The 19,142-nt window shown below is 63.5% G+C and carries 18 protein-coding genes; 4 read left to right on the forward strand and 14 right to left on the reverse strand.

Features of this window, described 5'->3' with window-relative positions; translation table 11 throughout:
- Positions 1-16: 16 nt before the first annotated feature.
- The 10 genes from AC1RR3_RS06155 to AC1RR3_RS06200 all read right to left on the reverse strand — a co-directional run bounded on the left by AC1RR3_RS06155 (position 17) and on the right by AC1RR3_RS06200 (position 10,918).
- Positions 17-769, reverse strand: a complete 753-nt coding sequence (locus AC1RR3_RS06155; protein WP_492820415.1) for an alpha/beta hydrolase family protein — start codon at positions 767-769, stop codon at positions 17-19.
- A 352-nt stretch (positions 770-1,121) separates the two neighbouring features.
- Positions 1,122-1,985: a sugar phosphate isomerase/epimerase family protein gene (locus tag AC1RR3_RS06160; RefSeq protein ID WP_492820417.1), complete on the reverse strand. Its 864-nt coding sequence runs from the start codon at positions 1,983-1,985 to the stop codon at positions 1,122-1,124.
- Between the two features lie 2 nt (positions 1,986-1,987).
- On the reverse strand, positions 1,988-3,175 hold the full coding sequence (locus AC1RR3_RS06165) for a dihydrodipicolinate synthase family protein (RefSeq protein WP_492820419.1): 1,188 nt from the start codon (positions 3,173-3,175) through the stop codon (positions 1,988-1,990).
- A 136-nt stretch (positions 3,176-3,311) separates the two neighbouring features.
- A complete protein-coding gene (locus AC1RR3_RS06170; protein ID WP_492820421.1) occupies positions 3,312-4,463 on the reverse strand; it encodes a Gfo/Idh/MocA family protein in 1,152 nt (383 codons plus the stop codon).
- Positions 4,460-5,866: an enolase-like domain-containing protein gene (locus AC1RR3_RS06175; protein WP_492820423.1), complete on the reverse strand. Its 1,407-nt coding sequence runs from the start codon at positions 5,864-5,866 to the stop codon at positions 4,460-4,462. Before AC1RR3_RS06175 ends, AC1RR3_RS06170 begins: the two co-directional genes overlap by 4 nt.
- Before the next feature lie 218 nt (positions 5,867-6,084).
- Positions 6,085-6,927, reverse strand: coding sequence for an ABC transporter ATP-binding protein (locus AC1RR3_RS06180; protein ID WP_492820425.1), 843 nt, complete (start codon positions 6,925-6,927; stop codon positions 6,085-6,087).
- Positions 6,928-7,054: 127 nt separating this feature from the next.
- Positions 7,055-8,047, reverse strand: a complete 993-nt coding sequence (locus AC1RR3_RS06185; RefSeq protein WP_492820427.1) for an ABC transporter substrate-binding protein — start codon at positions 8,045-8,047, stop codon at positions 7,055-7,057.
- A gap of 62 nt (positions 8,048-8,109) precedes the next feature.
- Entirely contained in the window at positions 8,110-8,919 is an 810-nt protein-coding gene (locus AC1RR3_RS06190; RefSeq protein WP_492820429.1) for an ABC transporter permease, read from the reverse strand.
- 282 nt (positions 8,920-9,201) lie between these two features.
- Complete coding sequence (locus AC1RR3_RS06195; RefSeq protein WP_492821409.1) at positions 9,202-9,861, reverse strand: TetR family transcriptional regulator; 660 nt, start codon at positions 9,859-9,861, stop codon at positions 9,202-9,204.
- Positions 9,862-10,069: 208 nt separating this feature from the next.
- Positions 10,070-10,918, reverse strand: coding sequence for a VOC family protein (locus AC1RR3_RS06200; protein ID WP_492820431.1), 849 nt, complete (start codon positions 10,916-10,918; stop codon positions 10,070-10,072).
- Between the two features lie 228 nt (positions 10,919-11,146).
- Here AC1RR3_RS06200 and AC1RR3_RS06205 point away from each other — a divergent pair, with 228 nt between their 5' ends.
- A complete protein-coding gene (locus tag AC1RR3_RS06205) occupies positions 11,147-12,040 on the forward strand; it encodes a sugar kinase (protein WP_492820433.1) in 894 nt (297 codons plus the stop codon).
- An 18-nt stretch (positions 12,041-12,058) separates the two neighbouring features.
- Positions 12,059-12,964: a ribokinase gene (rbsK, locus tag AC1RR3_RS06210; protein ID WP_492820435.1), complete on the forward strand. Its 906-nt coding sequence runs from the start codon at positions 12,059-12,061 to the stop codon at positions 12,962-12,964.
- A 194-nt stretch (positions 12,965-13,158) separates the two neighbouring features.
- On the opposite strand, the gene AC1RR3_RS06215 is transcribed toward rbsK, so the two are convergent.
- The gene (locus AC1RR3_RS06215) at positions 13,159-14,379 is read right to left on the reverse strand and encodes an NAD(P)/FAD-dependent oxidoreductase (protein ID WP_492820437.1); all 1,221 of its coding nucleotides are present in this window, start codon (positions 14,377-14,379) and stop codon (positions 13,159-13,161) included.
- 228 nt (positions 14,380-14,607) lie between these two features.
- Between AC1RR3_RS06215 and AC1RR3_RS06220 the strand changes: the two genes are divergently transcribed.
- On the forward strand, positions 14,608-15,402 hold the full coding sequence (locus tag AC1RR3_RS06220) for an enoyl-CoA hydratase/isomerase family protein (RefSeq protein WP_492820439.1): 795 nt from the start codon (positions 14,608-14,610) through the stop codon (positions 15,400-15,402).
- Entirely contained in the window at positions 15,399-15,971 is a 573-nt protein-coding gene (locus tag AC1RR3_RS06225; protein WP_492820441.1) for a histidine phosphatase family protein, read from the forward strand. Before AC1RR3_RS06220 ends, AC1RR3_RS06225 begins: the two co-directional genes overlap by 4 nt.
- A 5-nt stretch (positions 15,972-15,976) precedes the next feature.
- On the opposite strand, the gene AC1RR3_RS06230 is transcribed toward AC1RR3_RS06225, so the two are convergent.
- From AC1RR3_RS06230 to AC1RR3_RS06240, 3 genes are all read right to left on the reverse strand, one after another.
- On the reverse strand, positions 15,977-17,317 hold the full coding sequence (locus tag AC1RR3_RS06230) for a TRAP transporter large permease (protein WP_492820443.1): 1,341 nt from the start codon (positions 17,315-17,317) through the stop codon (positions 15,977-15,979).
- Positions 17,314-17,892 carry a TRAP transporter small permease gene (locus AC1RR3_RS06235; protein WP_492820445.1) on the reverse strand — a complete coding sequence of 193 codons (579 nt, stop codon included), beginning with the start codon at positions 17,890-17,892 and terminating at the stop codon, positions 17,314-17,316. Before AC1RR3_RS06235 ends, AC1RR3_RS06230 begins: the two co-directional genes overlap by 4 nt.
- 196 nt (positions 17,893-18,088) lie before the next feature.
- Positions 18,089-19,096, reverse strand: a complete 1,008-nt coding sequence (locus AC1RR3_RS06240) for a TRAP transporter substrate-binding protein (RefSeq protein WP_492820447.1) — start codon at positions 19,094-19,096, stop codon at positions 18,089-18,091.
- Positions 19,097-19,142 lie beyond the last annotated feature (46 nt).

Consider the following 19,142-nt stretch of genomic DNA (forward strand, 5'->3'; position numbering starts at 1 on the left):
AAGAGCTCACCCCATCTTACGGACTCAGATTGCGAGCGAAGAAATCGATCAGTTCCTCATTGTGCTGATTTTCCACGTCGCTGTTCACCGAGTGACCTTCCCCTTCGTATAGATGGACTTCCGGAGTGCGGCCATGACGCTTCATCCGATCCCATAACCGACGCGTCATCTCGACAGACCACGTGGCATCGTTGGTACCGTGACTGATAAAGATTGGGCCATCAAACCGTTCGATTTCAATTACTGTCGTTGGGAGCAGTTGGTCCGACGATTCTCTCCAGCTCCAAGCACGATCCGCCGGATCCCAAGGACGCCAACCGGGATCGCCGGCATCTCTCCACATTCTGGAGTTAAATGCTCCGCAAATGACGTCCGGTGGAGTGTGCACGGCAATCGCATCAGGAAGGCCGGCCACACCATCCCTGGCCATCAGGGACGCCAACAACAGAGCATGTTCAGCACCACGTGAAATTCCGTAAAGTCCGATCTTGGCTGCGACCAGCCGCCACGAGCGCAGGGCAGAGAGAGCCTCCGCCGTTCGATCGAGTGGCACCTCGATGATGTCGCCGCCGTTCCGACCGTTCGAATAAGGAAATGCCATCGCGAGAAAGCCATGCGCTGCCAGAACAGCGGCGGTCCTGTAGATCATTCCTGACCGACCACCTTCCGAACCGTGCAAGAGCATAATTGCTGGAAACGGACCTTCACCGGGTGGACCATAACCCCAGCCCAAGTTTGGCAAAGAGCGGCGTACGATCTTGAGCGACATGACGATCCTTCGTGGATCCCCTTGGATGAAAAAGCGCAAAAAGGTGTATCAAGAGTTGATCACCGTCAACCACACTTCGCGTAGTAACTCGCGCTTTGCTATACAGCCACCATGAAATGGCCGTGGCCGCCGCTCAGACTCGGAGATGCCTTGGGTATTGCATTCGTTCTTGCAATCCTCGGGACGTTGGTCGTGCTCGCAGTCGGATACCCAAACTTTTCGCGGCAGACGGCAAATTCGGGATTTGGAGCGGGTTGGGATTGTACTTCGACCGGGTCGGGCGAGCCGGTATGCGTGAAGCGAACGGACGCCGCTAAATGAGCTGCCGCTTGCGTGTGCAGGGAATAGGAATCTAGACCACTGTCTTATGCCGCTCGATACAGGTGCGCAGCACCTCGTCCATCGGCTTGTCCCACCAGTCGTTCGAGAAGATCTCGATCTCGGAATAGCCGGCGAAACCCTGCGCTTCGACCGCCGCGCGCGCCGATTTGATGTCGATGACGCCGTCGCCCATCATGCCGCGGTCGTTGAGGATGTCTTTTGTCGGCACCAGCCAGTCGCAGACATGGAAGGCGAGCAGGCGATCCTTGCCGGCGCGCGTGATCTGGACCATCAGCTCCGGATCCCACCAGATATGATAGACGTCGAGCGCGACGCCGAGCATGCCGGTACGATCAGGATCGAGCCGGTCGCAGATGTCGAGCGCCTGTTTTGTGGTGTTCACGCAGGCGCGGTCGGCGGCATAGGCCGGATGCAAGGGCTCGATGGCCAGCGGCAATTTTGCCTGTTTGGCGTAGTCGAGCATGTCTGCCAGTGCTTCCTCGACCTGCTCGCGCGCCGCCACGATGTTCTTCGACGGCTCGCTGCCCGGCCGTGAATATTGCGGCAGGCCGCCGACGACGAGGACGATGCAGGACGCACCCAGTGCCTTGGCTTCATCCACACAGCGCCGGTTATCGTCGCGCACCTCGCCCCGGCGCGAGGTATCCGAGGTGAACATGCCGCCGCGGCAATAGCCTGACAGATCGAGGCCCGCATCACGCACCGCGCGCGCGGCGCGGTCAAGCCCGACGGCAGCGACCTGATCGCGCCAGGGATCGATGGCGCGGATGCCATGCTTCGCACAGGCATCGATGATCTCTACGAGATCACCCTGCTTGCGGACCGTCGCCGTGTTCAGAGACAGCCAGCGGTGGTCGGACGAGAAATCGCGCATCACTATTCGATCCCGTGCGAGGCCAGCACGGTCTTCATCCGCCGCGTCGCCATTTCAGGATTGGCGAGCAGCCCGGCCTGATCGGCGAGGCGGAACAGCTCGGCCAGATGCAGCGTCGAGCGTGTGCTCTCCTGTCCCCCGACCATGGTGAAATGGTCCTGATGGCCGTTCAGATACGCCATGAAGACGACGCCGGTCTTGTAGAAGCGCGTCGGCGCCTTGAAGATGTGGCGCGACAGCGGCACGGTCGGCCCCAGCACGTCGTGGAAGCCGGCTTCATCGCCCGCTGCAAGACGGGACAGCGCGTAGGACGCCGCCGGCGCGATCGCATCGAAAATGCCGAGCAGCGCGTGCGAGAAGCCTTCGCTGTCGCCGGCGATCAGCTCCGCGTAATTGAAGTCATCGCCGGTGTACATCTTGATGCGCTTGTCCAAACGGCGGCGCATGTCGATCTCGCGCTGCTTGTCGAGCAGCGAAACCTTGACGCCATCGACCTTGGCGGCGTTGGCGTTGATGATGGCCACTGCCGTGTCCATCGCCTTGTCCAGATCCTTGGTGCCCCAATAGCCCGTCAGCGCCGGATCGAACATGTCGCCGAGCCAGTGAATGATCACGGGCTCACGGACTTGCGACAGCACGCGGTCATAGACTTTTGCGTAGTCATCGGCATTGCGGCCAAGCTTGGCCAGCGCACGCGACGCCATCAGGATGATGCGGCCGCCGACTTTCTCGACCGCCGAGATCTGTTCCTCATAGGCACGGATCACGTCGTCGAGACTTTTGGCATCCTCGACCGCGAGATGGTCGGTACCGGCGCCGGAGAACACCAGCGCATTGCGCCGCTTGGCGGCGCCGACAGAACGCGTGATCAGCTCAAGCGAGGTTGGCCAGTCCAATCCCATGCCGCGCTGCGCGGTGTCCATGGCTTCGGCAACGCCGAGGCCGAGGTCCCAGACGTGCTCGCGGAAGGCAATCGTCTTGTCCCAGTCGACGGCAGCGGAGAGCCAGGGATCGTTGTCCGCAAAGGGATCGACGACCGTGTGCACGGCCGAGAAGGCGATGCGGTTCAGCGGACCCTCGAGCTTTGCGGGGAACGTTCGCGAGGCCGCGAGCCGGTAGGTCTCGATCGAGCGATCGGCCTTCGGCAGTTTCAGCGACAGGGATGACATCGGCGGGACGGGCTTGTTCATGACTTCTGACCTCTCCCCGTCATTGCGAGGAGCGAAGCGACGAAGCAATCCAGACTATTTCCGGAGAGACATTCTGGATTGCTTCGCTTCGCTCGCAATGACGGCTTGGTAGACATCGAGACTTATTCAACAGGCCTCAGGCCTTGATCGGGGCGACGTCGATCCAGCGCCGCTCCTTCCAGCTCTTCAGCGCGCATTCGGCGAGCTGCACGCCCTTGACGCCTTCGAGCAGCGTGAACTTGTAGGGCGCATCCTCGTAGACGTGACGGATGAACATCTCCCACTGTTCCTTGAAGCCGTTGTCGTAGGTGACGTTGTCTGGCAGCTTCTGCCAGTCGCCATAGAAATCGTGCAACCGCTTCTCATCGGGATTCCACACCGGCCGGGGCGTTGCCTGCCGCGCCTGGATCATGCAGTCGGTGAGTCCTGCGACCGCTGAGCCGTGGGTGCCGTCGACCTGGAAGGTGACGAGGTCGTCGCGATAGACCCGCGTCACCCAGGACATGTTGATGTGCGCGATGACGCCGCCCTCGAGCTGGAAGGTCGCATAGGCGGAATCGTCCGCGGTCGCCTTGTACGTCTTGCCCTGCTCGTCAAAGCGCTCGGGGATGTCGGTGTTGCCGATGCAGACCACGCTCTGGACGTTGCCGAAGAGGTTGTCGAGCACATAGCGCCAGTGGCAGACCATATCCAGAATGATGCCGCCGCCATCCTCGTCGCGATAGTTCCAGGACGGCCGCTGCGCTTCCTGCCAGCCGCCCTCGAACACCCAATAGCCAAACTCGCCGCGCACCGAGAGGATGCGACCGAAGAAGCCGGAATCGCGCAGGAAGGCGATCTTCTTCAGGCCGGGCAGGAACAGCTTGTCCTGCACCGTGCCGTGCTTGACGCCCTTGGCATTGGCGAGCTTGACGACCTCAAGCGCTTCCTCAAAGTTCGTCGCGATCGGCTTCTCGCAATAGACGTGCTTGCCGGCATTGATGGCCTGGGTCAGCAGGCCGGGACGCGCCTGCGTGGTCGCGGCGTCGAAGAACATGGTGTCGTTCTTGTCGGCGAGCGCCGCATCGAGATCGGTAGTCCAGCGCGTGATGTTGTAGCGCCTGGCGAGCGCCTCGACCTTTTCGGAGCTGCGGCCGACCAAGATCGGATCGGGCATGATGCGGTCGCCATTCTTCAGCCGGACGCCCCCCTGATCCCGGATCGCGACGATCGAGCGGATCAGATGCTGGTTGAGCCCCATACGGCCGGTGACGCCGTTCATGATGAGGCCAAGGCGTTGCGTGGTCATGCCAATTTCTCCCAGAGTGATGTTGGCTGTTCGAGCGGGGCGAGCGCCGACCAGTCCGGATGGACCGAGGTCGCAAAGCCCGTTGCGTGAAGCGATCCCGTCAGGAGATCGCCGTCGTGAATGGAGAGGCGAATGCCCTGCCCGGCATCGGCATAGAGATCGGGATGGGCGGCGGCAAAGGCCTGCGCCTCGGCGGCCGGCGTCTCGCCAAAGCCGTCGACATAGTGATGGCCGTTGCGCTCGGCGTGTTCGAGGCAAAGCAACGCGCCGAGTGCCAGATCTTGCTGAAGAGCCAGCCCAGGCTGGCAGGTCAAGTCCTCGCCGGTGACGAAACACTCCGCCCCATCGTCGTTCAGCTTGGCAATGCGGGTGAAGTTGACGATCGACTTGTAAATGCCCTTGCAGGATTTCGACGAGATGCCGTGGTAACCCAGCTCGCGGGCGACCGGCCAAGCATCATAGGAGTCGTCCGATTCGTCGATGATGAAGTCGCGCCAACGCAAGACTTCACTCAACGGCGATTGACGCGAGACGTCGCGCGGCATCGGCTGCTCGATATAGAGTAGCTTGCGAAAGATCGGCTCGAGGGCGCTATCGTGCTCCAGCCGATGGACCAGCGACGCAAGCCCCGTCAGGTCCGCATACTGCTCATTACCGTCGAGCGTCACCTTGTAATCGAAGGGTAGTTTCGCCAGCTCCCGACCGATACGCGTCAAACGGGCAGCATCCGCATCGGGATCGCCGCCGAGCTTCAGCTTGAAATAGCGCGCGCCGGCGTTTTCCTTGGGATCGGCGACGCCGCCATCGCCCTCGACCTTGTCGTCGAGGCCGACGGTGTGGCGGATCGCAACGCGTTCCGACCGGTGCTGATTGGCGAGACCGAGAAACCGCGTGATATCGCCGTTACTCAAATCCGGCGACAGCCGCGCATCGATGCCGGCGATGTTGCCCGCCATGCCATCGAAGAAGTTCGTGCCAACACCGCGCAGCAGCGCGTCGAGGATCGCCTTGTCGATCTCGGCCGGACCGTAAGCCGCGGCAAGCGCTGGAATATTCTTTACCGCACAGGTGGCGACCTGCGCACCGATGCAGGCGGCATGCAGATCGAACGCCGTCTGGAAGCCGGTTCTTGCCAGATAAAGCCCGCGCGCGATCTCCAGCGAGCGGCGCAGGCCGTCCACCGTCTGCGCCGGCGACAGTTCCGGCCGCTTGTCGAACCATTTTGGCACCAGCAGCTCGGCGCTGGCGCCGATCGCAACGCCCCTGCCCTCGACCTCGATCTCGACCCGCACGAACAGCTGCGGCGTCGCGTTGATCGTGATCGCACCAAAGCGGAACGGCCGCGCGAACTGCACGGGACGTTCAAAGAATGCGATGTCTCGCAGCTTCAGGCGCGGGGACATGGTGTCACAACGAAGCGAAGTGAATTTTGTGCGAGCGGTACAGCCGCGGGCGACTCACCTCTCCCGCTTGCGGGAGAGGTCGGCGCGTAGCGACGGGTGAGGGCTTTCTCCTCTGGGGGAGTATCCCATTGTGGAGACACCCTCTCCCCAACCCTCCCCCGCAGGCGGGGGAGGGAGCGCACCGTCGTCGTGGTCGCGTGCAAGTCCGATCCCATGCCTTAGTCCAATGCACCTTGCGAGAAGAAATGCTTGCGGATGCGCTGCACGAGCTCCGTGAAGACAGGATCGGCCATCACGTCGAGCGAGCGCGGGCGCGGCAGCGGCACGTCATAGATCGCGGCGACCGCGCCGGGACGCTCGGTCATGACCAGCACGCGGTCGGCGAGGAACACGGCCTCCGGAATCGAGTGCGTGATCAGCAGCACCGTCTTCCTGGTCTCGCGCTGGATCCGCATCAGCTCGACATTCATGCGTTCGCGCGTCAGCGCGTCGAGCGCGCCGAACGGTTCGTCCATCAGCATGATCTTGGGATCGTGCACCAGCGCGCGGCAGATCGAGGCGCGCTGCTGCATGCCGCCGGACAGCTGCCAGGGCAGCTTCTTCTCGAAGCCTTCGAGCCCGACCATCTTCAACAGCGCCCTGGCCCGATCGAGATATGTTTGCCGCGGCAACCGCTTCATGTCGATCGGCAACATCACGTTCGACAGGATGTTGCGCCATGGCAGCAGCAGCGCGTTCTGGAAGACGATGCCGACATTGCCGTGCGGCGCCGTCACCTTCTCGCCCTCGACCAGGATCTCGCCCGTGGTGGGCGGCAGCAGGCCCGAGATCAGCTTGAGCAGCGTGGACTTGCCGCAGCCGGAGGGGCCGACCACGACAAAGAACTCGCCGTCATTGATGTGGAAGTCGAGCGGCCGCAGCGACGGCACATCGCCGTCGCGCGTCCGGTACGTCTTCGACACGCCGGACAATTTGATGCCCGACGCTCCCGCAACCCGGTCGCTCACCAGTCTCAGATGCGCGGCCGGCTGGTCGGCTAAACTGGCCTTGTTCGGAATCATTCAGTCACATCCGATGGAACAAAAATCTCAGCCCCGTCATTGCGAGGAGCGAAGCGACGAAGCAATCCAGGGTTTTCCCGCAGAGGCAGTCTGGATTGCTTCGCTTCGCTCGCAATGACGGATGCGCTCACGAGCCACTCTTCGGCAGATAGTCGTTGGTGTAGAAGGCCTTCGGGTTCTCCTTGGCCTTGGCATCGAGCCCGCCATATTCGACCAGCAGGTTGACGGTCTCGGTCATGTTCTGGTCGGTGACCTGGAACGGACGCTTGTTCTTGGTCTCCGCGGTCCGGTAGAGCGGGATGGTCAGCTCAAACCCCTGCGTCAGCGTGTCGATCTTGCCGCCCTTCGGGTTGGCATCGAGGATCGATTGCGCCGCCGCCTTCGGCTCCTTCTCGGCCGCTTCGACCGCCTTGGTCGTCGCCGACATGAAGCGACGGACGAGGTCGGCATTGGCCTTCACATAGTCGGCGTTGGCGATGATGCCTGATGAGACCATGTTGATGCCGTAGTCGGCGAACTTGATCGGGAACACATCCTTGCCGGTGGCATCCTTGATCTTCATCGACTGGTCCATGACGTAGCCGAGCAGCAGATCCGCCTGGCCGTTGATGACGGCGTTGAGTTTTGTCTGGCCGTCACCGGCCACAGTGGTGAAGTCGCTTTCCTTCAGGCCGGTCTTCTTCAGGAACAGCGGCCATATCTGGGTCATGGAGTCCGCCGGCGTGATCGCCACGGTCTTGCCCTTGATGTCCTCGGGCTTTTTGATGTTCTTGTCGACGAAGCCCATCGCGGACATCGGCGAGGTCTGGAGCAGCACGCCGGTCGCGACCACGGGCGCACCCTTGATCGCGGCGCGCATCATGGTGGGAACGTCGACATAGCCGAAATCAGCGGTCTTGGCGGCGACAGCCTGCGTGGTCGCAGCGGAGCCGCGGCCTTCCTGGATCTCCAGGTCGATGCCTTCGGCAGCATAGATGCCCTTGGCCTTGCCGTAATAGAACGGCGCGTGCTCGCCATAGACGTACCAGTTCAGCATCAGCACGACCTTGTCGGCTGCCTGTGCGGGCACTGCCGCGAACACCATCAGCGCCGCCGAAACAACTCCTATCCACCGCTTCATCGTCACTCTCCCTTGCCCTTGTTGCGACGGCCGTTGGTGGCCGTTCGTTGCCTTGGTTTTTGTTAAGAGGCGAAAATCACGTCCTCGCGCTGACTGACATGCCAGGGAATGACCAGCTTCTCGATCCGGTCCACGATCCAGAACAGGACCACGCCGAGCAGCGCCAGGATCACCAGCGCTGCGAACATTGTCGGCAGATCAAAGGTTCCGATCGAGCGCTGCATCACGTAGCCGATGCCGGAATTGGAGCCGACGAACTCGCCGACGACGGCGCCGACCACGGCAAGCGTCACCGACACTTTCAGCCCCGAGAAGATCGCGGGCAGCGCATGCGGCAGGTTCACCGCACAAAACACCTGGAAGCGGCTGCCCTGCATGGCGCGGGCGAGATCGACCATATCAGGATCCACCGACTTGAAGCCCTGCACGGCGGAGACCACCACCGGAAAGAAGCCGAGCAGGAACGCCGAGATCACTTTGGGAATGATGCCGAAGCCGAACCAGACCACGAACAGCGGCGCGATCGCGATCTTCGGTACGGATTGCGAGAACACCAGCAGCGGGTAGACGTAGCTCTCCACCGTCTTCGAGCCCGCGATCAGCATCGCGATGGGAATGCCGAACAGCGCGGAGAGCATAAAGCCGCAGACGGTCGCATAAGTCGTCGGCCAGGACTGGCGCAGCAGTTCCGGCCAGTCGGTGCGCAGCACGGCGAGGACATCGCCCGGCGACGGGATCTGGTAGGCGGGAATCCTGAAGATGCGGATCGCGATATCCCAGGCGACGATGATGAAGACCAGGAACAAAAACGGCCGAACCCAGGCCGCATTCAGCATCTTGGACACCGCGTTTTGCGGCTTCGGTTCGGCCACGTCTCAACTCCCGGCATTCTTCTTCGTTGTGGAGAGAAATTAACCCGTTGGATAAATACTGTCCAGAGATTTCCCTGTGACGTTTTGGGCCGGTTCCGGGGGTGTTGGCGAGTGGCGGAGCCGACGCTCTCGTGTCCCGGACGCGCTGCAACGCCCTATCGCGTTGCTGCGCAGAGCCGGGACCCAGGGCGCCGCACTCGGCGGTTGCATGGGCCCCGGCTCTGCAGCGCACCGCAAGAGCGCTGCGCTGCGTCCGGGGCACGAGACCACCCGGGCTACGGGCTAAGCCGTCTGGGCCACCGCAGCGCGCGACTTCGGCGTCTTCGCGATCGCGAATAATTCGGCGGATTGCCCCGTCAGCGCCGCCAGCACGAGGCCGGCCATGTGCGCGAGGCGCTCGTCCTTGGCGTCCTTGGCGAGCAGGTCGCGGCCGAAGATCACGCTCAGCGTCGCCGAGTTGGAGAGATAGAAGAAGCTGAGCGCCGCGATCGAGATGTAGAGCTGCACCGGATCGACCGCGACCTGGAAGTCGCCGCTCTCGACGCCGCGCCGCACCACGGTGCGGATCATCTCGACGAAGGGCGAATGCATCGACTTGACCTTGGTCGATTTCTTCAGGTGCTTTGCGCGCGCGAGGTTCTCGGTCTGGAGCAGCGACAGGAATTCAGGGTTGCGGAGAAAATAGGTCCAGGTGAACTCGATCAGGCGGCGGATCGCCTCGGGCGGATCGAGATGCTCGAGATCGAGCCCCCGCTCCTCGCTGCGGATCTTGTCGTAGGCACCCTCGAGCACCGCAAGGTAAAGCTCGTCCTTGTTGCCGACGTGGTAGTACAGCATGCGCTTGTTGGCGCCGGCCTTGGCCGCGATGCGGTCGACGCGCGCGCCGGCGAGCCCGTGGGTGGAAAACTCCTGCTTGGCCGCTTCGAGAATGCGCAGCCGCATCCCCTCGGGGTCGCGCTGCCATTTCAGAGTTCGCTTTGCCTTCGCCTTCGCCAAACCGGGTGCTCGCTGGGTGGTCTGATACGTCCTCTACCACGCACTCGCCGTCATTGCGAGGAGCGAAGCGACGAAGCAATCCAGACTGCTACCGCGGTGGGATTCTAGATTGCTTCGCTTCGCTCGCAATGACGGGTGGAAAGACTGTCGCCCGTCACTCCACCGGCTTCGGCGAGCGTTCCAGCAGCACCGTCTGGATGCCGCAGGTGCCGGTCCGCACCGTCATGATCCGCGTGCCCGGCTTGCGGCCGTTGCGGACTTCGGTGACGTCGAGTCCGCCCGCGATTAGGCGGGCGCGCGTGGCGTCGATGTCGGCGACCCGCCAGCTCAGGCCCCAGAGACGATCATGCGCGGAATCGCCACCGGCTACGGGGCGGCGCACCACCTCGACGATGAGGTCGCCGCAGCGGAAGAACATCAGCTGGCCCCAATCCTGGTGCGAGCGGTCGAGCGCGAGATCGAGCCCGAGCCGCGCGCCATAGAGCGCGGCAGCACGATCGGAATCCTCGGTGGTGATCACGACATGGTCGAGCGCGTCGATCGGCGCGATGTCGGTCACGGCGGATTTGGGACGCTCGTCGGCCAGCTCGAGGAAGAACATGCGCACGCCGCGCGTGAGTTCGGTGGCGGCGCGCGTGCGTTTCCAGTGCAGCACGGCATCGGTGACGGCGTCGCTGCTCTCGACCTCAGCAACCGGATCGGGCTTGAGCGCCACCCGGTCCAGGCGCCGGTGCATCCGGCTCATGTCTGCGACACGAAAGCACAGGCTGGCCAGCACGCCCTCGTGGTCGTCAAGCAGCGCACGCATCCGGTCGGCGGTGACGCTGAAGCCGCTCGGCGCCATCAGCTCGATGGTCATGTTGTCGAGGGTGAACAGCACCCGGTCGGCGCCCTCGCCGGAATTCTGCCAGGCCGGCGCGCGCCCCAGAAGCGTCTGATAGGCCGCCTTGGCCGCACCGATATCCCTGACCAGAGCGACGACGTGATCGAGGCCGGTGATCATGTTCCCTCCCTCCCGACGGGGCCGGAACCGAAACGCCTGAAAGGGGCGCTGGCTCTGCCCGGGGCAACGCTGGCCCTGCCACGGTCGTATTCCGGCCCCAGGCCGACCTCAAGCGCCTATCGCCATGACTTCGCGAATATTTTGGCCTTGCGAATATTTTTGGCTCCTGCAGAAGCGGTGCTAAGGTAAGCAGCCGGCCGGGACCACCCAGCGCATCACGGACAACCAATGCAGGCTCTCTTTATCGGACAGACCTATATCGACGTCGTCTTCATCACCGACCACATGCCGACCGGCGACGAGAAGCACGTGGCAACCGACTACGCGGTCTCTTTCGGCGGCAATGCGGTGACGGCGGCGTTCTGCTGCGCCAAGCTCGGCATCGTGCCCGATCTCGTCGCCACCGCGGCCAACGACTGGCTCGGCCGCATGTTCATGGACATGTGCGCGAAGTACGGAATCTCGCTGCATGGGCGGAAGGTGAACCAGTCCTCGCTGTCCTTCATCATGCCCAAGGACGGCAAGCGCGCCATCGTCCGATGCCGCGACGACGATCACATCCACCCCTTCCCGATCCTCAATCTCGGCGGCTGCCGCGTGCTGCATGTCGACGGCCATCAGCCCGATGCCGCGCTCCACTATGCAAAAGTCTGCCGCGAGGCCGGTATCCTGACCTCGCTCGACGGCGGCGGCCTGCGCACCAACACGCATGAGCTGCTCGAGTACATCGACGTCGCCATCGTTGCCGAGCGCCTGTGCGAGCAGATGGACCTGACGCCGGAGAAGATGCTCGACTATCTCAAGGCCCGCGGCTGCAAGATCGGCGGCGTCACGATGGGTGAGAAGGGCCTGCTCTGGTACAACGAAACCGGCGCGACCGAGATCATGCCGGCGATGCCGATCCCGCGCGAGCGCGTGATCGATACCAATGGCGCCGGCGACGTGTTCCATGGCGCCTATGTCTATTCGTATCTGGCGCATCCCGGCAAAAGCTGGCGCGAGCACTTTGACTTTGCCCGGGCAGCCTCGACCTTCAAGATCCAGCGGCTCGGCAACGAGGCCGGCTTGCCGACGCTCGTGGACATTGCCAAGGTCAGGCACGAGTTCGAGGTCAGGGTCTAGGACTTCGCAGGAGCAGTTATGGGGCGCGTCTTCGTCGCCGGCAGCATCAACATGGATGTGGTGGCGACAGCCGATCGCCACCCGAAGGTCGGCGAGACGGTCGCCGGCAAACAGGTGCTGTATTTTCCCGGCGGCAAGGGTGCGAACCAGGCGGTCGCGGCCGCGCGGCTTGGGACGCGGACCACGCTGATCGGGCGGCTGGGGCAGGATGCGTTCGGGGCGGAGCTGCGGGCATTTCTCGCTGCTCAGGGCATCGATCTCGGCTCTGTGCACGAAGCCGACACGCATACCGGCACCGCGATCATCACCGTCGCCGAGTCCGACAACACCATCGTCGTCATCCCCGGCAGCAATGCGCTGGTCAGCGCGGAGGATGTGGCCTCCGTTCCGCTGGCAAAGGGCGATGTCGCTGTCAGCCAGTTCGAGATCCCGCTGCCGACGATTGCCGCGTACTTCCAGCGCGCCCGTAGCGCCGGAGCGACGACGCTGCTCAACCCTGCGCCGGCGCAAAAGATGTCCGGCGAGCTGCTCGCGCTCGTCGACATCCTCGTGCTGAACGAGACCGAGCTCGGCTTCCTCGCTGGCGTTGAGCTCTCTGAAGATGATACCGCGACGCGGATCATCGACGTCGCGCGAAAACTTCAGGCGCGCGCGGACCAGACCATCTGCATCACGCTCGGCAAGCGCGGCGTACTTGCGCTCGCTGCCAGCGAGGAGTTTGCGGTGCCCGGCCGTGCGGTGAAGGCGGTCGACACTACGGGCGCCGGCGATTGCTTTGTGGGTGCGCTCGCGGCGCAACTGGCTGATGGCGCCGCCTTGCGCGCCGCCCTCGCCTTCGCCAACGCCGCGGCTTCGATCAGCGTACAGCGTATGGGTGCGGGGCCCTCGATGCCGACGGCCGCGGAAGTGGCGGCTGTTCTTTAGTGCGCGATTCTTCCTTCGCCTCTCCCCGCTTGCGGGGAGAGGCCGGAATGTGCGCTGAAAGCGCGGATTCCGGGTGAGGGGGACTCTCCGCGAATCAAACTGTCACCGCCCTCGCGGAGAGCCCCCCTCACCCCGACCCTCTCAGCGCGAGCGAAGCTCGTCGCGGCCCCGTAAGAACGGGGAGAGGGAGAAGGTCACGCCAGCGCACTCTTCAGATCGAAACCTTCATCCGCGGCCTGCTCCGGCGTGATCGAGCGGTCCATGGCCTGCAATCTGCGGCCGAACATGTGATCGCCGGCGCGGTTGACGGACTCGATGCCGAGCAGCTTCTCGCCCTTGTAGCAGAACGCGGAAAACGCCTTTTTGGCGGGATCGCCGCGCAGCACGACGCGGTCGTAGCCGGTGGTGAGGCCCGCCATCTGGAGCTTGTCGTCGCCCTGGTCGCTCCAGAACCAGGGATGGCCGTCATAGGGTTTGCGGTCGCCGGTCAGCCGCGCCGCGAGGCAGCGGGCGTGGTCGGTGGCGTTCTGCACCGATTCCAGCCGCAGCGAGCCGCCGAACCGCGGGCTGGCGAACAGCGCGCAGTCGCCGATCGCGGAGATGTCGGGATCAGCCGTCGAGAGGTATTCGTCGACGATGATGCCGGCGGCAACCGGCAACCCCGCCTCCGCCGCGAGCTCGATATTCGGCAGCACGCCGACGCCGACCACGATGAGGTCGGCCGGCAGGTGCCGTCCGTCGCTGAGACTGACGCCGGTGACTTTCCCGTTCTCGGCCTCGATCGAGGTTGCCTGCACACCGAGATGAATGCGGATGCCGGCCTCGCGATGCCGGGCCTGGAAATATTCGGAGACCTCCGCCGTCACCGCCCGCGCCATCACGCGCGGGGCGAGTTCGAGCACGTCGACCTCGAGGCCCTTGATCCGCGCGGTGGCGGCGAATTCGAGGCCGATGAAGCCGGCGCCGATCACGACCACCCGTGTCTTCGACGGCATGATTTTGCGCAGCGCCTCACTGTCGTCCAGGATGCGCAGATATTTCACGTCGGGCAGATTGGCGTTGGGCAGATCAAGCAGCCGGTTGCGCGCGCCCGTGGCCAGGATCAGGTGGCCGTAGGGCAGCGTCTCGCCCGACGCGAGCAGGACCTTGTGCCCGGCGCGGTCGATCGACACGGCGCGGCCGGCGATCAGCTCGATCCTCTGGTCCTGGTAAAACTTCTCCGGCCGGAACATCAGGCTCTCGGGCCCGGCGGAACCCTTGATGTACGCCTTGGACAAAGGTGGCCGCTGATAGGGCAGATGCGCCTCGTCATTGATCAGGCAGATTGGAGCGGAAAAACCCGCCTGGCGCAGGGATGCCGCGACCTGGTAGCCACCATGGCCGGCACCAACAATGATCACCGGGCCATCAGTCATTGGACAGCCCATTTCCGCAAGACACGAGCGTCACCCATGTCGTCTCCTCTCGCGCTGATTTTGGCTTGCTTGCCCAGGAGGAGCCGGCGCTCGTGTCCGTCCCTCAACAAAGGCAGGCCCCATTTGAGCCTATCGTTCCCCGTTGCGCAAGGGCGGCAGGCGGGGATTGTCACCCCTCGCCTTCTGCGATTTAGTCGCACGAACGACCTCATGCCGGGGATTTCTCAGATGCCAGCTCCCGTTTCCCAGCCCGACGATCCCGCCTTGCTGCGGATCGACGGCCCGATCGCGACCATCACGCTCAACCGCCCCGCCGCATTCAACTCGATCAACCTCGCGATTGCGCAGAAGCTCGAGCAGCTCGCGGCGTATATCGAGGACAACGATGCCATCCGGGTTTTGGTCATCGAAGGCGAAGGCCGCGCCTTCTCGGCTGGCGGCGATCTTCAGACGATTGGAGCCGCCGCCGAAGCGGGCACGGTGACGCCGGTGGTTGGCGAGCTCTTGAAGCACTATCACGCCTTCATCGAGATCGTAAGGCGCATGCCGAAGATCTCGCTGTCCAGCGTGCATGGTTCGGCCGCCGGCGCCGGCATGGGCCTCGCCTTTGTCACCGATCTCTGCATCGCCGCTGATGACGCCAAGTTTACGCCGGCCTATGCCAAGATCGGCGTGTCGCCGGATGGCGGCTCGACGGTCGGCATCGTCGGAACGGTCGGCTCCCGCCGCGCGTTGCAGATCTTCCTCGCCGAGGACAATTTTACCGCGCAGCAGGCCCATGAATGGGGCCTGGTCGTGAAGACCGTTCCCGCGACCGAGCTGAAGGCCGCCACGCGACAACTCGCCGAGCGGCTGGCGCAGAACCCGCCCGCTGCGATATCCGGCACCAAGTCGCTGGTCTATGCGGCCACGACCACGCCGGTCAAACAGCAGCTCGACGCCGAAGAGCACAAGATCATCATGGCGATGAACACGGAGGATTTTCGCGTTGCCGTGAAAAAGTTCACGAGCAAGTCGAAGTGACACCTGCGCGCACCTTCTACGGCCTGCGCCACGGCGCGACCGATTGGAACCGGCAGGGGCTTTTTCAGGGCCGGACGGACAACCCGTTGAACGAGGACGGCCTGCGGCAGGCGCACGAGGCAGCCAGCATGTTGCGCGGTGTCGGCATCAGCCGCATCGTCGCAAGCCCGCTGGTGCGCGCGGCGCGAACGGCCGAGATCATCGCGGACGCGATCTCGGTACCGCTTGCGATCGACGACGGCATCATCGAGTTCGATTTCGGCAGCTTCGAGGGCCTGCCCGTCCGCGACCTCATGATCAAGCACGGCGTCACGTCCGCGACCGGCCTCGTCTCGATCCTGCCCGCCGACGGCGAGAACTGGGATGCCATGGCCGAACGGTCGCTGGCTTGCGTCTCCGCGTGGCTCGACCGTCATCCCGGCGACGACCTGCTGTTCGTCTGCCACGACGCGGTGATGCAAGGTATGGCGAAGGCGCTCGCTGGCAGCTATTTCAAGAATAGCCACGGCACGCCGTTTCGTTACGTACGCGAACACCACGCATGGTGCGTCGAGCAAGTCGTCACTTAAGAAGATCACTTGGGACAGATGTAGCCCGTTCCCGCCGGCGATTTGAAGCAGCCGACCGACTCCGGCAGCACCTGCTGCGGCAGCCACAACACCACGCTCGGGAAGTAGATCGCGAACGCGATCGTCGCCAGGAACACCACATAGATCGGCAACGCGGCGCGCAAGGCCTTGGCGAAACTGATGCCGACGAATTTCGACGCCATCAGCAGCACCAGGCCATAAGGCGGCGTGATCAAGCCGAAGGCGAGGGTTGCGATCAGCACCACGCCCATGTGGACACCGTTGATGTCGCCCGCTTCCGTCAGCGCGTTCACCAGCGGCATGAAGATGATGATGGTCGGCACCGGCTCGATGAAATCGCCGACAACGGTGAACAGCAGCACCATCAGCAGCATGATCAGATGCGGATCATTGCCGGCGATCGAGGTGATCACATCCGCGATGTAGCTGGCGCCGCGCAAATAGGCGAGCATCCAGCCGAACGCGTTGGCGGCGCCGATCGTCACCAGCGGCAGCGAGAAGATCAGGCCAGCAAGACAGAAATCGTACGGGATCTTCCTGATATGGCCGCGGTTGAGCGCGGGGATCACGACCAGGATGATCCAGACCACGGCCACGACGCCGGCTTCCGTCGGCGTGAACCAGCCGGTGAGAATACCGCCGAGCAAAATAACGGGGATCATCAGCGGCAGGGCCGCATCGCCGGCCGCGAACACCACCTGCCGCAGCGGGGCGCGCGGCTTGCGCAGGCCGGAGGGGCCGAAGAAATAGCAATAGATCATCAGGCCGAAGCCGATCATCAGGCCCGGCACCACGCCTGCCATGAACAGGCCGGCGATCGAGACGTTGCCGACGGCGCCATAGACCACCGCCGTGATGCTCGGCGGCACCAGCGCCGCGATGGTCGAGGCCGATGCGATGATGGCAGCGATGAAGGCGGGCTCGTAGCCCTCGCGCTTCATCGGGCCGCCCAAAGCTCGGCTCATCACGGCGACGTCGGCGGTGGTCGAGCCCGACATTTCCGAGAAGAACATGCTGAAGACGACGACGACCTGCGACAGTCCCCCCCTGATATGCCCGACCAGCGACACCGACAGGTTGGCTATTCGCACCACCACATTGGCCGAGCTCATGAGCTCGCCAACCAGCAGGAAGAACGGGATCGCCAGCAGTGCTTCGGAATCCACGCCATCGAAGATCTTCTGGATGATCGCCGCGAGCGAGACATCGGAGAGAAGCGCGCCGATGAACACGCCGGCCATCAGCGAGAACGGCACGGGCACGCCGAGATAGCCGAACGACAGGAAGCAGATCGACATCAACGCCAGAACGACAGGTGCGCTCACGGCTGCGCCCTCACCTGCGTTTCCGCGATCACGGGTGCGGTGTCCTCCTCAGGCGGCTCGGGATGATCAAAGCCGTTGCGCAGTCCGTTGACCAGCTGCTCGATGGTGAACAGACCGATCAGCACCCCCGAGAGCGGAATGATCGCATAGAGCGAGGCGATCGGCGTGCCCGACGGAAGACGAAAGCTGCCGAAGCCCCGGAGATAGTTCTGGTAGCCGTACCAGATCAGACAAAAGGCGACGCCAAGCACGACAAGGCGGATGATCACTTCGACGATAACGCGCGGCGTGCCGTGCATCGCCTCGGAGATCGCGGTCAGATAGAGGTGGTCGTTGCGCCGCGTCGCAGCTGCCGTTCCAACGAAGATCGCGTAGACGAACAGCGTCGATGTCACCTCCTGAAGCCACAGCCAAGGATGGCCGATGGTGCGGGTGACGATATCGGCCGTCACCGACAGCGAGAAGCCGAAGCAGAGCACGCCGCAGAGGATCATCAGCGCCAGCTCGAGCCAGTCGAGCCGGCGCCATTTCAGGTGGCGTTGGCGTTGCACCAGCAGTTTGTCGGCGATGGGCATTGTTGCTCCCGGCTGCGGGTTGGCTACACCTCTCCCGCTTGCGGGAGAGGTCGGCGCGTCCCGGGCGATGCGAAGCATCGTCCCGCGCGCCGGGTGAGGGCTCTCTCCTCTGGGGGTTTGTCCCTCCGTGGAGACACCCTCTCCCCAACCCTCTCCCGCAAGCGGGAGAGGGAGCGCACCGTGTTGCGCGGGCGATCTAATTGATCGACCGGATCAGATTCTTGATCTTCTCGGCGTGCGGGCCGAGCTCCTTGGCGAGCTTGTCGAGATAGGGATCGGCGATCGCCGTAAAGCTCTTCTTGTCGACGTTATCGACGATCTTCACGCCCATCTTCTTCAGCTTCTCGGCCGCACTACGTTCCAGATCGAACGCCTTGGCCGGCTCCTTCGAGCTGATCTCGTTGGCCGCCGCCTGCACCCACCCCTTCTGTTCGGCCGACAGGCTCTGCCAGAGCTTGTCGGAGATGAACACCAGCGCGTTGTTGGCCTCGTGCTCGGTGATGTTGAGGACCGGCGCCACCTCGTAGTGCTTGTTGACGAGGTAGACGTTGATGCTGTTCTCGGCGACGTCGACGACGCCGGTTTGCAAGCTCGTGTAGACGCTGCCGAACGGCATGTGGACGGTCTGGGCGCCATAGGCCGGGAACATCATGTCCTCGGTCGCGGTCGCCTGCACGCGGATCTTCAGGCCCTTGATATCGGCGACATTGTGGATCTCCCGCTTGGAGTACATGTGGCGCACACCCTGCGAGCCCGTCGCGATGACGTGCAGGCCCTGCGTGGTCTCGTCGATCATGGTCTTGAGGGCTTCGAACACGCGGGGATCCGCCAGCCCCTTGATCACATGGTTCTCGTCGCGGAACAGGAAGTGCAGCGACATCACGCCGGCCTGCGGCGAGATCGTCGCGGTGTTGGCCGAGGAGATGATGGCGAACTCGACGTCGCCGGCTTTCACGAGCTGGAGCACCTGCGGCTCCTGCCCGAGCTGCGCGCCGGGGTACTGGTCAATGATCATGGTGCCCTTGCTCAATTCCTTGAGCTTGTCGGCAAACAGGTCACCCGCGATGGAATAGCCGGTGTTGCGCGGCTGGTCATAGGCGAAGCGATAATGCTTCACCTCCTGTGCCCCGGCCCCGGTGACGAACAGCATGGCGGACAGAACCGCCAAGCCATGCAAGAATCTCGGCATGGATCGTGCAATCATCGTTTCCCCCTGTTTTATCGCCCGCCGCTTGTGCGGTCTGAGCGTT

The organism is Bradyrhizobium sp. GW821-FHT13H05, assembly GCF_058804065.1.